The following is a 14,177-nucleotide window of genomic DNA, read 5'->3' as shown; positions in this document are numbered from 1 at the left end:
CCCGGAGGTTCCCATGCATCGCGCTCCCTTCGGCCTTCTTCTCGCGGCCTCGGCCCTGGCCGCCCAGACGCCCCCCCTCGTCCTTCCCCAGGCCAGCCCCAGGGCCCAGGTGGCCCAGACGGTCGGGCTGACGGACATCACCGTCACGTACGCCCGTCCCTCCGTCCACGGACGCAAGGTATGGGGCGGCCTCGTGCCCTACGGGCAGGTTTGGCGGGCCGGCGCCAACGAGAACACCACCGTGACCTTCTCCACCCCGGTGAAGGCCGGCGGGGTGGCCCTCCCCGCGGGCACCTACGGCCTCCACATGCTGCCCACCGCCGCGGCCTGGACGGTGATCTTCAGCAACGAGAGCCACGCCTGGGGCAGCTTCAGCTACGACCCCCGGGAGGATGCCGCCCGCTTCACCGTCACCCCCGTGGCCGCCGAGGCCCTGGACCGCCTGGAGTACGCCTTCGACGAGGTCACCGACGGCGCCGCCACCCTTTCCCTGCGGTGGGAGAAGCTGCGGGTGCCCCTGCGCATCGAGGTGGACACCAACCAGGTGGTGGTGGCGAGCCTGCGGGAGCAGCTGCGGGGCCTCCCGCGCTTTTCCGCCGAAGGGTGGGCCGGCGCGGCGGGCTGGTGCGTGCGCCACGACGTGAACCTGGAGGAGGCCCAGGCCTGGGTGGACCGCTCCCTGGAGATGAAGGAGACCTTCGGCGCCCTTCGCACCAAGGCCCTCCTGGCGGACAAGCGCGGCGACGCCGCGGGCGCCGCCGCCCTGCGCACCCGGGCCATGGCCGTGGCCACCGAGGCCGAGGTGAACAACCTGGGCTACGCCCTCCTGGGGCAGGGCAAGGTGGACGAAGCCCTGGACCTCTTCCGCAGGAATGTCAAGGACCATGCGGATTCCTGGAACGCGTACGACAGCCTCGCCGAGGGCCTCGCCGCCAAGGGCGACAAGGCGGGCGCCCTCAAGAACTACCAGCAGGCTCTGGGGATGGTCCGGGCGGAGGATCAGCGGGCCCGCATCCGGACGGAGCTGGCGAAGCTGCAGTGACGTAGGGCTTGCGTCGGGAAGCCCGGGTACCGGAAAATCAAGGTTCCTCCCTGGCGACGCCCGGGGGCGGGGCACACCGCACCCGAGTACAAAGGAACCCCTGATGCTGATGATGGCCGTGGCGCCCCCTGCAATCGTTCAACCCGCAGCGGTGGCGCCCAGATCCTTCGGGGCCTTCGTGGAGGCCCTGGAGGAGGTGGCCGAGGCCTTCATCGACGGCCGCGAATCCGAACTGCCCGCCCTCGTCGTGGCGTCCCGGAAGGCCTGGGAACACGCCAAGCGCAACCACGCGTCCGTCCTCGCCGACGGGGAGATCCAGGCCATCGACCGGGGCCTGGACGCCCTGGCGGGGCTCAAACCCCGCTTCATGGCGGAGTCGGCCCTGGGCCTGGGCGGCACCATCCTCGGCCACATGCGGCCCAGCCGCAACCGTGCGCGGCTGGTGGCCGACGCGGCCACCATGCTGGCCTGGTGCCGGGTGGAGGCCCGGGCCTGGGACCAGGTGCCCAACGTGGCCGAAGCCTTCCAGCCCTACCTGGACCAGTGCGGGGGCCACCGCGCCCCCGAGGTCCGGCGGATCCACGACTACCTGGGCGTGCTCCAGGACGACCTGGCCAACCGTTCGGTCACGGGCGCCAAGCGGGACCTGCGCCGCCTGCTGGAACTCCTGGACCAGGCCGAGCGGAACTGAGACCGCCCGGCGAGCCCCGGCTACTTGGAATAGCGGGCCAGGAGCTTCATGTTCCGGTGGTAGGCGGGCCCGCGGGTGAAATTGATGGCCACTTCCCGGGGAAACCGCGCGATGGCGTTGGTGAGGTTGATGAGGACCTGCACCTTCCGGCCGCTGGAGTGTCCCTGGCGGCGTGCGTTTTCGTAGTACACCAGCAGGGCGCTGCGCATGATGGGACGGGGCAGGTTGAACAGGCCGTACTCGCTGAGGAGGTCATGGTTGATGCGACGGGTGCCGTCCTGCTCCGTCGCGATCAGATCCTCCGCCTTGAGTTCCTGCGTCATGGGCCGCTCTCCTGGACCGAGTATAAGGCGGGGCCCGGGGGATCCGGATGTGAAATCCCTGCGCCTCCGGGCGATCCGGCCTTCCCTGGGGGCCCGGGAAGCGGCAGGATGGTCAGCGGAGAACGGCGATGTCCCAGCGCACCCCCGCCCCAGACCCCGGCATGCAGCCCTCCTGGGAAGCGGTGGCCGCTTCGGCCCTGCCCCTGGCCATGGTGGACCACGCCACGGGGGACCTGCTGCAGGTGAACCCGGCCTATGCCCAGGCCCGGGGCTACACCCCCGAGGAGATGGTGGGCATGAACCTGGGCCGCGTCCTCGGCCCGTCCATGGCCTTCCGCCTGGAGGAGATCCGCAGGAACCTGGAGAGCCAGGGGCACCTGGTCTTCGAGACGGTCAATGTCCGCAAGGACGGCAGCACCTTTCCCGTCCTGGTGGACGCGACCCTGGTGCGGGATCCCGGCGGCGCGCCCCGCACCCGCATCGTCTACGCCCGGGACATCACCGAGATCAAGAAGGCCGAAGGCGCCCGCCAGAAGAGCGCCGCCTTCCTGCGGACCCTCCTGGACACCCTCCCCGACCTCATCTGGCTCAAGGATCCCGAAGGGGTGTACCTGGAGTGCAACCCCCGCTTCGAGCGGTTCTTCGGGGCGCCCAAGGGGGAGATCCTGGGCCGGACCGACTATGACTTCGTGGACAAGGCCCTCGCGGACTTCTTCCGGGACCAGGACCGCCGGGCCCTGGCCACGGGCCGGCCCACGGTCAACGAGGAGGAGATCACCTTCCGGGACGACGGCCACCGGGAATCCCTGGAGACCATCAAGACCCCCATCCTGGGCCCCGATGGGCGGCCCATCGGCGTCCTGGGCATCGGCCGGGACATCACCGACCGCAAGCGCGCCGAGGATCAGCTGCGCATCAGCGAGGAGAAGTACCACAAGGCCTTCCACAATTCCCCCCTCCTGGCCTCCCTGAGCCGCCTGGAGGATGGCCTCATCCTGGAGGTCAACGACCGGTACTGCCAGATGCTGGGCTTCCAGCGGGAGGAGGTGGTGGGGCGCACCTCCGTGGAGCTGGGAGTCTTCGAGCCGGAGGTGCGGGGGCGCATGATCGCCGCCCTGGAACGGTCCCGGAGCGTGCAGAACCTGGAGCTGCCCATCCGCAGCCGCGACGGCCAGGTCATCCCCTGCCTCTTCTTCGCGGAGCCCTTCCATGCGGGCGGGGAGCGGTTCCTCCTGGTCATGGCCCTGGACAACCGGGAGCGGCGCACCGCCGAGGAACTCCAGCGCAAGCTGGACGCTGAGCGCAACCAGATGCAGAAACTGGACAGCCTGGGCAGTCTGGCCAGCGGCGTGGCCCACGACATGAACAACGTCCTGGGCGCCATCCAGGCCATGACGGAAACCGTGGCGGCCCACGTGGCGGGGGACCCCTTCCTGGCGGACCGCTTCGCCCTCATCGAACGGGCCTGCGCCCGGGGCCGGGACCTGGTGAAGGGCCTGACCCACTTCGCCCGCAAGGACCTGCGGGAGCCCGAATGGCTGGACCTGAACGCCATGGTGGCCGAGGAGATGGACCTCCTGGCCCGCACCACCCTGCAGAAGGTGCACCTGGTCATGGACCTGGAGCCGAGCCTGCCGAAGGTGATGGGGGAGGGGGGCACCCTTTCCAGCGCCCTCATGAACCTCTGCGTCAACGCCGTGGACGCCATGCCCGGGGGCGGCACCCTCACCCTGCGCACCCGGACGGTGCCGCCGGGCACGGTGGAAGTGCACGTGGAGGATTCCGGAGAAGGCATGAGCGAGGGGGTGCTGGCCCGGGCCATGGAGCCCTTCTTCACCACCAAGCCCATCGGCAAGGGCACCGGCATGGGCCTGTCCATGGCCTACGCCACCCTCAAGGCCCACGGGGGCAACCTGTCCATCCGCAGCGCGCCGGGGCAGGGCACCCGGGTCACCCTGAGCCTGCCCGCGGGGACCGGAGGGCAGGCCCCGGCCCCCGCCGCCCCCTCCGCGCCGCCTTCCCCGGGCCCCCTGCGGATCCTGCTGGTGGACGACGACCCCCTGATCCTTTCCACCATCCCCGACCTGCTCGAGGTCCTGGGCCACGCCGTGGCCACCGCCTCCAACGGCCCGGCCGCCCTGGCCCGCATCGGCTCCGGGGACGACCTGGACCTGGTGATCCTGGACCTGAACATGCCCGGCATGAACGGGGTGGAGACCCTCAAGGGCCTGCGCCGGCTCCGCCCACGTCTGCCTGTCCTTCTGGCCACCGGCTTCCTGGACGAGGCCACCGGCGAACTGCTGGAGCGGGACGGCAGGGCCCTGAGCATCCTCAAGCCCTTCTCCAAGGCCCACCTGGCCCGCAGGATCACGGAGATCACGGCCCTGGGGTCCTGAAGCGCGCCGGCCCCGCGCGGAATCGTGATAGAAAAGGATTCATTCTTTTCCACGCCCGCAGGGAGCCTCGATGCCCGTCTACGTCATTGGCCACAGGAATCCGGACACCGATTCCATCTGCGCGGCCATCTCCTACGCCCACTTCCTGCGCAACGCCCACATCCCGGACGCGGTGGCCGCCTGCTGTGGGGAAGTGAATCCGCGCACCCATTTCGTCCTGAAGGAGGCGGGTCTGGAGCACCCCAGGCTGCTCATGGACGTGCACCCCACCGTGGGCCAGCTCTGCAACCGGGACGTGGTGACGGCCCGGGAGAACGAGCCCTTCTTCGCCGTGTACCGGCGCATGCAGGCCCACCGGCTCCACGCCATGCCCGTGGTGGACGCCCGGGGGGGGCTCACGGGCATGCTGAGCCTCTCCCGGCTCCTGGAACTCCTCATGCCCGACGCCGCCGGCAGCGACAGCCCCCGGCTGGTGCGCACCACCCTGGAGCACATCCGCCAGGCCTTTTCCGGCACCTTCCTCCACGCCGTGGACCCCCACCGGGTGGATGCCCTGGTGCTCAGCGTGGGGGCCATGAGCTGCGAGAACTTCATGCCGCGCCTGCGGGAGCGGGACCCCGGCCAGACCCTCATCGTCGTGGGGGACCGGCCCACCATCCAGCGCCCCACCATCCAGTTCGGCGCCCGGTGCCTGGTGGTCACCGGCGGCCACGGCCTGGCCCCCGACCTCCTGGAGGAGGCCCGGGCCAAGGGCGTCACGGTCATCGGCAGCCCCCTGGACACCGCCAGCACCGCCATGATGATCCGCGGCGCCAAGATCATCGATTCCGCCGTGGACCGCACGTTCCGGAAGTACAAGGAGAAGCACCTGGCCCGGTCCGTGCGCAAGGAGGTGCACCCCCTGAACCAGGAGCTCTTCCCCGTGGTGGGCGAGGGGGGGGACCTCCTGGGCGTCTTCACCAAGGAGGACCTGGCCAGCCCCGAGCCGGTGCGCCTGGTGCTGGTGGACCACAACGAACTGGCCCAGGCCGTCAGCGGCGCCGAGGAGGCCGAGATCCTGGAAGTGATGGACCACCACCGGGTGGGCGGCGGCCTCATCTCCCGGGCGCCCATCCGCTTCCAGAACGATACGGTGGGCTCCACCTGCACCATGGTGGCCCGGTGCTTCCGGCGCGAGGCCATGGCGCCCCCCACGGGCATCGCCAAGTGCATGGCCGCCGGCATCATTTCCGACACCCTGAACCTCAGTTCCCCCACCACGACCCCCGTGGACCGGGACATGCTGGCCTGGCTGGGGGAAGCCGGGGGCTTCGACGTGCAGGCCTTCGCCGAGGCCTTCTTCGCCATGGGTTCGGCCCTGCAGCTCTCCACCCCCCGGGCGGCCCTGCGCATGGACTGCAAGGAGTACACCGAAGGCCCCTGGAACCTCGCCGTGGCCCAGATCGAGGAGGTGGGCTTCGAGCACTTCGAGCGGCTCAAGCCCGTGCTGGCCGAGGAGCTGGAGATCCTGGCCCGGGAAAAGCGCCTGGCCTTCGCCTGCCTCCTGGTCACGGACATCTCCCTGAACAACAGCCTCCTCCTGGTGGCGGGCCAGGAACACCTCATCGAGGCCATCGACTACCCCCGCCTGGAATCCAACCTCTTCCAGCTCGATTCCGTGGTCAGCCGAAAGAAGCAGCTCCTCCCGCACCTGGCGAGGCAGTTCGCGCGGGTCGTCGTGGATTAGGTACGTGTCCCGTCCCTGGGCAGCGACGCTTCGCAATCCTTCAGCCAGGCCAGGGTCGCCTGGACGATCTGGAGGCGGTGGGAAAGGACGATGTGGAGGTAGTCGCCGGGTTCGGTTTCCAGCCGGCCCTGGAGGTGGCGCAGCCAGGCCTGGCAGGCCTGGTGCTGGGCGCGGATCAGGCGGCGGGCCCGGTCGGGGCCGGACAGGCGCGCGAAGTAGAGCCGGCCGAAGAAGTCCTGGCGCATCTGGCGGACGCTTTCCACGGGGGTGTCCACCCAGGCGTCCAGGGCGGCCCTTCCGGCGGGGGTCACGCGCAGTTCCTTGCGGGAGGGGTGGGATTCCCCGGGGATCAGGTCGGATTCCAGGAGGCCCTGGGCCTCGAGCTTGTCCACCAGGGCGTACAGGGCGCTCTGCTTGACCTTCCACACCAGGTCGAAGCCGTCCAGGGCCTGGACGGCCTTGCAGAGGTTGTAGCCGTGCATGGGGGTCCGGTCGAGGATCCCGATGAGGGTCAGTTCCAGGGTGAACGGTGCGCGGGTGCGGGGCATCCTTCGAGTCTACTCCCCGGGCGGTTCCGGGGCGGCCAGGTCCCTGGCCAGGCGCCTGAAGCCTCCCCGGGCGGCCTCCATGGCCTGGGCCTCCATGGCGCGGAAGGTGTCCAGCACCCTCCGGCCGGTGGGGGTCACGGTGGCGCCCCCGCGCTCGCTTCCGCCCCGGGAGGTTTCCACCAGGGGCGTGCGGAAGGAGGCGTTCATCTCGTCCACCAGCCGGCGGGTCTTGCTGTAGCTGAGGCCCATCTCCCGGCCGGCGGCGGAAATGGACGCGAGCCTGCCGATGGCGTCCAGGAGCGCGGCCTTGCCGGGTCCGAAGGCGAAGACCTCGCCGTGCAGGATGCGGAGCTTGATGGAGAAGGAAGGGGGGGCGGCGTTCGGCACGGGGCACCAGGGGAGGTCAGGGAAGGGGGGCCGGGGGGTGGATCCTTCCATTCTGACCGGTTTCGGGCCGGGGGATCAGGGCCGGGCGAAGCCGTGGCGGGCGAGGATGGCCTGCCCGTCGGGGCCCACCAGGAAGGCCATGAAGGCCCGGGCCCGCTCCAGGTGCGCCGTGCGCTTCAGGATCACGCCGGCCTGCACCAGGGGCGGGTAGGCGTCGGCCGGCACCTTCCAGGCCGTTCCCGCGTTCTGGAGCACGGGGTTGCGGGCCTGGGACCCGGAAATGAGGCCCGCCTCGGCGGCCCCGGCCTGGAGGAACTGGGCGGCCTGGGCGATGTTGTCCCCGAAGACGAGCTTGGGCTTCACGGCCTCGAAAAGGCCCGCCCGGCGCAGGGCGGCGTCCCCGGCGCGGCCGTAGGGCGCCACCTGGGGGTTGGCCGTGGCGACCTTCTTCACGGAGGGATGGAGGAGCACCCGGAGGCCGTCCCGGGCGGGGTCCAGGTGGAGGTCCTTGCGCACCCAGAGGGTGAGGCTGCCCTTGGCGTAGGGGAAGGTCCCGTCCCCGGTGGCCAGGCCCGCCTTCACCACCGTCTCCGGAAAGCCCGTGTCCGCCGCCAGGAAGATATCGAAGGGCGCGCCCTGCTGGATCTGGACCGTGAGGTTGCCCGAGGCCCCGAAAGTGAGCTGGAAGTGGGCGCCGGGATGCCGGGCCTCGAAGGCCCCCGTGAGTTCCTCCAGGACGCCCCGGAGGTCCCCCGCCGCCGCGATGGCCGGGGGCGCCGCCTGGGCCCGCAGGGGCAGGGCGAAGGCGAGACAAGCGCTCAAGAGGACGGACAGCAGGGTGCGACGCTTCATGGGCGCTCCTTCAAGGGGGTTCGATGTATCTTAACGCATACGTCGGGAACGGCGAAACCGGACCGTCGGAAGGCATGGCGGGACAGGCCCCGCGGCGGTGGGTATACTTCCTCAAATTCCTCCACCGCATCCGGAGCTCCGTGATTCTATGCGAATTACCAAATCCTGGCGCACCGTCATGATTCGCGGGATCGTCTTCATGGGGCTGTGCGGCGTCCTGGGGGCCTCCCCCGCCACCCTGGACCCCGTGACCCTTCAACTGAAGTGGCACCACCAGTTCCAGTTCGCCGGGTACTACGCCGCCGTCCAGCAGGGCTACTACCGGGATGCGGGCCTGGACGTGACGATCCGCGAGGCCGAGCCGGGGCGGGACGTGGTCCAGGAGGTGGTGGACGGCAGGGCCCAGTACGGGGTGGGGGGCTGCTCCCTCCTCATGGCGCGCCAGGCCGGGAATCCCGTGGTGGTGCTGGGCGTGGTCTTCCAGCATTCGCCGGTGATCCTCATGGCCCGGGCCCGTTCGGGCATCGCCACCGTGCAGGACCTGGTGGGCAAGCGGGTGATGCTGGAGGAGCGCACGGATGAACTCAACGCCTACCTGCGGGCGGAGGGCGTGGCCGATTCGTCCCTGATCCGCCTCAAGCACAGCTTCGATCCCGGGGACCTGGTGAAGGGGAGGGTGGACTGCATCAGCGCCTATTCCACCAACGAACCCTACTTCATGAAGGTGGCCCGCCAGGACTGCATCGAGCTCTCGCCCCGCATGGGCGGCATCGACTTCTACGGGGACAACCTGTTCACGTCCGAGCGCGAACTGCGGGGCCATCCCGTCCGGACCCGGGCCTTCCTGGAAGCGAGCATGAAGGGCTGGAAGTACGCCATGGCCCATCCCGAGGAACTGGTGGACCTCATCCTGGCCCGGTACGGCCAGCCCCGGGGCCGGGACTACCTGCTGTTCGAGGCCCAGCGGATGGTTCCGCTGCTGCAGCCCGGCATGGTGGAAATGGGCTACATGTACCGCGGCCGCTGGATGCACATCGCCGACACCTACGCGGCCCTGGGCCTCCTGCCCCCGAATTTCCCCCTGGACGGCTTCCTCTACGATCCCGGGACCCCGGACCGGGAGAAGCACCAGCGCCTGCTCCTGGCCCTGGGCGGCGCCATCCTCCTGGGCCTGGTGCTGGGCGGCACCACCCTGGCCTTCTTCCAGCTCAACCGCAAGCTCCGGCTGGAGATCGCCACCCGGGTGCGCGCCGTGGAGGAGAAGGCGGGCCTGGAGGCCCAGCTCCACCACGCCCAGAAGATGAAGAGCCTGGGCGTCCTCGCCGGAGGCATCGCCCACGACATGAACAACGTCCTGGCCGCCATCCTCGGCTACGCGGAATCCAACCTCGAGACCCAGGTGCCGGGGACCCGCATCCACCGGGCCCTGGACACCATCGCCAAGGCCGCGGTGCGGGGCGGGGACATGGTGCGCACCCTCCTGAACTTCGCCCGGCAGCGCCCCGCGGAGGAGCGGGAACTGGACCTGAACCTGATCCTCCGGGAGGAGGTGGAGATCCTCTCCCACACCACCCTGGCCAAGGTGCAGCTGGATCTCAGCCTGGATCCGGACCTGCGGCCGGTGCTCGGCGATCCCGCGGCGCTCATGGGGGCCGTGATGAACCTGTGCGTCAACGCCGTGGACGCCATGGCCGGCCAGGGGCGCCTCTGCCTGAGGACGGCCAACCTGGGGACGGATACGGTCGAGGTGCAGGTGGAGGACGAAGGCTGCGGCATGGCCCGGGAGGTGCTGGAGCACGCCCAGGACCCCTTCTTCACCACCAAGCCCCAGGGCAGCGGCACGGGGCTCGGCCTCACCATGGTCTACGGCATCGTGGAGGCCCACCGGGGCACCCTGGAGATCCGCAGCGAAGTGGGCAGGGGCACCTGCGTCACGCTCCGTTTCCCGGCCTGCGGGCTCCGCCCCGCGGCGGCTCCGGCCCCGCCCGCGCCCGCCCCGGATGCCCCGCCCTCGCGCCTGGAGGTCCTGGTGGTGGACGACGACGACCTGTTCCGCGGCTCCCTGCTGGAGATCCTGGAAGCCCTGGGCCACCCCGCCGCCTTCGCCACCCGGGGCGAGGAGGCCATCGCTTTGCTGGAGGGCGGCATGAGGCCTTCGGTCCTCCTGCTGGACATGAACATGCCCGGCATCGGCGGCGCCGAGACCCTGGCGCGGGTGCGCGCGCTGCGGCCGGATCTGCCCGTCCTGATCATCACCGGAAGGCCCGACCAGGCCGTCCTGGACCTGGTGGGAGCCCACGAAAGGGTCTCCCTGCTGCCCAAGCCCTTCACGGTGGCGAAGCTGCAGGAATGCCTGGGGTGGCAGGCCTGAATCCGGATGGGAAGGCCGGGAAGGCGGCGCCGGTGACTCAGCCCTTCGATGCGGTCCCTCCCAGGCTGGGGATGGGGAGATTCCGGAGCATCTTCTGAAGATCCTGCATGCTGAACGGTTTGGGGAGCAGATGCACGTGCGGGTGCGCCGCCACCAGGTCCAGGGCCCCCTGGTCCACCCGGCCCGTGGCGAGCAGGACGGGCACCGTGGGGAGGAGGGGCCGGAGTTCCTTCAGGGTCTCCGCCCCCCCGAGCCCGGGCATGTTCATGTCCAGGATCACCAGGTCGGGGCGCAGGCCCTGCCGGACCCGGTCCAGGGCCTCCTCGCCGCCGGCGGCGGTGAAGGGGGTGTGGCCCAGGAATTCCACCACCATCTGGGTGGAGGAAAGCACCAGGTCGTCGTCGTCCACCACCAGGACCTTGAACGGGGCGGGGAGCGCCTCCGGCCCCGGGGCCGGTTCCGGCTGGGGCTCCACCGGAGGGGCCGCTTCGGCCGGGAAGCGCAGGAGGACCCGCGTGCCCTGTCCGGGCTCGCTCTGGATCTCCACGGTGCCGCCGTGGGCCTTCACGGTGGCGTACACCAGGGACAGGCCCAGGCCCGTGCCCTTGCCGTCGCCCTTGGTGGTGAAGAAGGGATCCATGGCCTTCTCCAGCACCTCCGCGGGCATGCCGCATCCGTTGTCCTCGATGCGCACCTCCACCCGGTCCCCGCCGAGGTTGCGGGTGTGGAGGATCAGGACGCCGTTGTCGCCCAGGGCGTCCACGGCGTTCACGCAGAGGTTCATGACCGCCCCCGCCAGGGAGCCCGGATCCCCGAGGATCCTGCGCAGGTCGGGGGCCAGGTTCAGCTCGAGCCGCACCTTGGCCAGGGTCGTGCGCTCCAGCAGCCTCGCCTCCTCCAGGATCAGGGCGTTGAAGTCGATGGACCGCCTTTCGGTGGGGTTCTTGCGGGCGAAGTGGAGGAGGCTCTGGACCATCTTGCCGCCGCGGGTGGCGGCCTTGCGGATCGTGTCGAAGGCCTTGAAGGTCGCGCTGTCCTCGGGGTGCAGGGTGAGGTGCGCGGAGGACAGCGCCAGCACCGCCCCGAGCACGTTGTTCATGTCGTGGGCGACGCCGCCGGCGAGCACGCCCAGGCTTTCCATCTTCTGGGCCTGGACCAGCTGGGCCTGGAGGAGGGCATTCTCCTGGGCGGCGAGGCGGGAATCGGTGATGTCCTGGATGGTGCCCATCAGGCCCACGCAGGTGCCCTGGGCGTCCAACACGCCCTCCCCGCAGCCCCGCACCCAACGCACGGCCCCGTCACTGCGCCGGACGATCCGGTATTCCCGGTCGAAGGGCCTGCGGCCGCCGATGACGTGCTCGGCCAGGTATCGGGACATGCCCTCCCGGTCCTCGGGGTGGATGAGCTCCATCCAGCCCGGAATGGTGCGCGCGAAATCCGGGCCGATGCCGAAGATGGCGTCCAGCACCGCCGAGGAGGTCCACGAATCGCCCACGAAATCCGCGCGGTACGAACCGATGCCCGCGGCCCGCTGGGACTCCCGGAAGAAGTACTCCCGCTCCTTCAGGACGTCCTCCATCTGCTTGCGCTCGGTCATGTCCTTGATGACCCCGAAGACGGTGCGCCTGGCGGGATCGTATTCCGCCACCGAATGGATGGTCCGCAGCTGGCCGTTGTCGGCCCGGGTGATCTCGAACTCCACGTCGTAGGGCGTGCCCGCTTCCACGAGGTCCCGCAGGGCGGCGTCCAGGATGGGCCGGTAGGCGGGAAGTACCTGGGCCTGCACTTCCGGCATGACGAACCTGGAGTGGGCGAGGCCGTAGATCCGGCAGGCGCCTTGGGAGACGCTGGCGATGTTGGTTTCCAGGTCCAGATCCCAGTTGCCGAAGGCCGCGACGCCTTCCGCCCGCACAAGCCTGGCCTCGCTGGCCCTGAGCTCCTCCTCCGCCTTCTTGCGTCGGGCGTCCAGTTCCAGGTGATCCAGCGCGAAGGAGATGTCCCCGGCGGCCTCCTCCAGGAGGGCCAGTTCGTGGGGGCCGAAAACGTCGGCCACCGCCGCGTACACCGTCAGGGCCCCCACCACCGCGCCGCCCTGGCTGATGGGAAGGGACGCGGAGGAGACGATCCCGGACCTTTCGGCCCGGTCCCGCCAGGGCTGGAAGGCGGGCGCGCCGGGAATATCGCGGAAGATGCTGGGCCGTCCGGTACGGATCGCCGTTCCCACGCTACCCCGGCCCAGGGGCGAATCGTCGCTGCGCACCCGCATCCCGTCCAGGTAGCCCTGGTCGTCCCCGTGGCTGGCCACGACCGCCACCTCGTGGGTCGAAGGGTCGTCCCATCCGATCCAGGCCAGGCGGAATTTCCCGAAGTCCACCATCACCTCGCAGATCTTCTTCAGGAGGGCTTCCCGGGTGGGACACCACACGATGGCCTGGTTCACCTGGCTCAGGGCGGCATAGAGCTGGTTCATGCGCAGGATCTCCGCCTCCTGGGCGAGGCGGTCCGAAATGTCCCGGGCGGAACTGACGATCACGGTCTGCCCGCCGATGACCACCCGGCGGGAACGGACCTCCACGGGCATGGGGGTCCCGTCCTTGCCCAGGTGGACGGTCTCGAACGTCGATTGGCCCTCCCGCGCGAGGGTGGCCAGGACTTCGCCCACCGCGGGGGCCGCCTCCGGAGGGTTGATATCCGCGGGCCCCAGCCCCCTCAGTTCCTCCAGGGAGTAGCCCAGCCGCTCCACCGCCACCCGGTTGGCGTTCAGGAACCGGTTGTCCGGACCGATGAGGAACACGGAATCGGCCATGCTGTCGAAGAGGGCCTGGTACTGGGCCTCGCTGTTGGCCTGCATGAGCCGGTTCCGCCGCTGCAGCAGGGCGCGGATCTGCAGGAAGATCGCCAGGAGCACCGCGGAGGCCGCCAGGGTCAGGCCCAGGGTGCGCGCCAGCAGGGGCCGGAAAAGCTCGGCCTTGTCCTGCTTGGCGACCAGGACCCAGGGGGTCCCCGGCACGGGCCGCCCCGCGCCCAGCACCGGGATGCCCCGGTAGTCCACGCCTTCCAGCAGGCCCGGGTTCTTGGAGAGGGCCTGCACCGCCAGGACCGTTCGCGACGTCAGGGGGACCCGGCGGGCCAGGGCGGGCTCCCGGGTGTGGCGCAGTTCGCTGAGGAAGACCGCGTCCCCCCCCTGCCGTTCGGCCAGGATCGTTTCGGCGCTTTCCGTGACCATGGGCCATTTCCGCAGGAGGGGGAACAGGAAGACGCCGGGATCCAGGCGGTACGCCATGAACCCCACCACCCGGCTCCCGCCCTTGTCCATGGCCACCAGGGGCGAAACCAGGTCCAGGGTCAGGGGCCGCTCCGGGAAATCCGCGTCGAGGTGGATGGAGGTGAAGAAGGGCGCCGTGGCCCGCCGGGCGGCCTCCAGGGCCTCCCGCTCCAGGGCGTCCGGCCCGGAGGGAAGGCCGCGGCTGGAAAGGAGCAGGGCCCCGTCGGGGCCAAGCAGACTGACGTCCCGGTACCCGTGGAGGCCTTCCAGGGCCCGGATGCGGGTCAGCCATTGCTCCTGCCCACCCTCGCTCCACCGGCCCGTGCGCAGCCGCCGGTCCACGTCCAGGGCCATGGCCGTCCCCATGCTGTCCTCCAGGGCGCTGGCCTTCCGGGCCTCCATCCACGCCCCGATCTCCTCCACCTTCAAATCCGCCACCATGGATAGTTGATTCAGGGCGCTTCGCCGGACGAGCCCCTTCTGGATGACGTACGAGCCCAGGCCCACCAGGGCGACACCCAGACAGAACGTAAGCACCAGGCCCAAAGGCAGCCGGCTCGGTTCGGCGGGATGGGA

At 70.3% G+C, this 14,177-nt stretch carries 10 protein-coding genes; 5 read left to right on the top strand and 5 right to left on the bottom strand.

Annotated features, from left to right (window positions below; all coding sequences use genetic code 11):
- The first annotated feature begins 13 nt into the window (after positions 1 to 13).
- Positions 14 to 1,042, top strand: coding sequence for a DUF2911 domain-containing protein (locus tag R2J76_RS12120; RefSeq protein ID WP_316411856.1), 1,029 nt, complete (start codon positions 14 to 16; stop codon positions 1,040 to 1,042).
- Positions 1,043 to 1,145: 103 nt separating this feature from the next.
- Positions 1,146 to 1,733 (top strand): hypothetical protein, encoded by a 588-nt coding sequence (locus R2J76_RS12115; protein ID WP_316411855.1) that lies wholly within the window; start codon positions 1,146 to 1,148, stop codon positions 1,731 to 1,733.
- A gap of 20 nt (positions 1,734 to 1,753) precedes the next feature.
- On the opposite strand, the gene R2J76_RS12110 is transcribed toward R2J76_RS12115, so the two are convergent.
- Positions 1,754 to 2,056 (bottom strand): hypothetical protein, encoded by a 303-nt coding sequence (locus tag R2J76_RS12110; RefSeq protein ID WP_316411854.1) that lies wholly within the window; start codon positions 2,054 to 2,056, stop codon positions 1,754 to 1,756.
- Positions 2,057 to 2,184: 128 nt separating this feature from the next.
- Here R2J76_RS12110 and R2J76_RS12105 point away from each other — a divergent pair, with 128 nt between their 5' ends.
- Both R2J76_RS12105 and R2J76_RS12100 read left to right on the top strand, forming a co-directional pair.
- Positions 2,185 to 4,452 (top strand): hybrid sensor histidine kinase/response regulator, encoded by a 2,268-nt coding sequence (locus tag R2J76_RS12105; protein WP_316411853.1) that lies wholly within the window; start codon positions 2,185 to 2,187, stop codon positions 4,450 to 4,452.
- 70 nt (positions 4,453 to 4,522) lie between these two features.
- On the top strand, positions 4,523 to 6,178 hold the full coding sequence (locus R2J76_RS12100) for a putative manganese-dependent inorganic diphosphatase (RefSeq protein WP_316411852.1): 1,656 nt from the start codon (positions 4,523 to 4,525) through the stop codon (positions 6,176 to 6,178).
- Here R2J76_RS12100 and R2J76_RS12095 read toward each other — a convergent pair.
- The 3 genes from R2J76_RS12095 to modA all read right to left on the bottom strand — a co-directional run bounded on the left by R2J76_RS12095 (position 6,175) and on the right by modA (position 7,965).
- Positions 6,175 to 6,726 (bottom strand): PadR family transcriptional regulator, encoded by a 552-nt coding sequence (locus R2J76_RS12095; RefSeq protein WP_316411851.1) that lies wholly within the window; start codon positions 6,724 to 6,726, stop codon positions 6,175 to 6,177. The two genes, R2J76_RS12100 and R2J76_RS12095, sit on opposite strands and share 4 nt — an antisense overlap.
- A gap of 9 nt (positions 6,727 to 6,735) precedes the next feature.
- On the bottom strand, positions 6,736 to 7,113 hold the full coding sequence (locus tag R2J76_RS12090) for a winged helix-turn-helix domain-containing protein (protein WP_316411850.1): 378 nt from the start codon (positions 7,111 to 7,113) through the stop codon (positions 6,736 to 6,738).
- 75 nt (positions 7,114 to 7,188) lie between these two features.
- Positions 7,189 to 7,965, bottom strand: a complete 777-nt coding sequence (gene modA / locus R2J76_RS12085; RefSeq protein ID WP_316411849.1) for a molybdate ABC transporter substrate-binding protein — start codon at positions 7,963 to 7,965, stop codon at positions 7,189 to 7,191.
- A gap of 178 nt (positions 7,966 to 8,143) precedes the next feature.
- On the opposite strand from modA, the gene R2J76_RS12080 reads away from it, so the two are divergent.
- The gene (locus R2J76_RS12080; RefSeq protein ID WP_316411848.1) at positions 8,144 to 10,336 is read left to right on the top strand and encodes an ABC transporter substrate-binding protein; all 2,193 of its coding nucleotides are present in this window, start codon (positions 8,144 to 8,146) and stop codon (positions 10,334 to 10,336) included.
- A gap of 37 nt (positions 10,337 to 10,373) precedes the next feature.
- On the opposite strand, the gene R2J76_RS12075 is transcribed toward R2J76_RS12080, so the two are convergent.
- On the bottom strand, positions 10,374 to 14,138 hold the full coding sequence (locus R2J76_RS12075; RefSeq protein ID WP_316411847.1) for a PAS domain S-box protein: 3,765 nt from the start codon (positions 14,136 to 14,138) through the stop codon (positions 10,374 to 10,376).
- Between the last annotated feature and the right edge of the window lie 39 nt (positions 14,139 to 14,177).

It is taken from the genome of Mesoterricola silvestris, from assembly GCF_030295405.1.
In the GTDB taxonomy this organism is placed as follows: domain Bacteria; phylum Acidobacteriota; class Holophagae; order Holophagales; family Holophagaceae; genus Mesoterricola; species Mesoterricola silvestris.
Note: the sequence above shows the minus strand (reverse complement) of the source record. Positions and strands in the feature narration are given on the sequence as shown.

What these genes read in the sequence shown, in the direction of transcription:
- R2J76_RS12110 (WP_316411854.1), bottom strand. Translation starts at nt 2,056, where the DNA reads ATGACGCAGGAACTCAAGGCGGAGGATCTGATCGCGACGGAGCAGGAC.
- R2J76_RS12115 (WP_316411855.1), top strand. Translation starts at nt 1,146, where the DNA reads ATGCTGATGATGGCCGTGGCGCCCCCTGCAATCGTTCAACCCGCAGCG.
- R2J76_RS12120 (WP_316411856.1), top strand. Translation starts at nt 14, where the DNA reads ATGCATCGCGCTCCCTTCGGCCTTCTTCTCGCGGCCTCGGCCCTGGCC.
- R2J76_RS12095 (WP_316411851.1), bottom strand. Translation starts at nt 6,726, where the DNA reads ATGCCCCGCACCCGCGCACCGTTCACCCTGGAACTGACCCTCATCGGG.
- modA (WP_316411849.1), bottom strand. Translation starts at nt 7,965, where the DNA reads ATGAAGCGTCGCACCCTGCTGTCCGTCCTCTTGAGCGCTTGTCTCGCC.
- R2J76_RS12105 (WP_316411853.1), top strand. Translation starts at nt 2,185, where the DNA reads ATGTCCCAGCGCACCCCCGCCCCAGACCCCGGCATGCAGCCCTCCTGG.
- R2J76_RS12100 (WP_316411852.1), top strand. Translation starts at nt 4,523, where the DNA reads ATGCCCGTCTACGTCATTGGCCACAGGAATCCGGACACCGATTCCATC.
- R2J76_RS12080 (WP_316411848.1), top strand. Translation starts at nt 8,144, where the DNA reads ATGATTCGCGGGATCGTCTTCATGGGGCTGTGCGGCGTCCTGGGGGCC.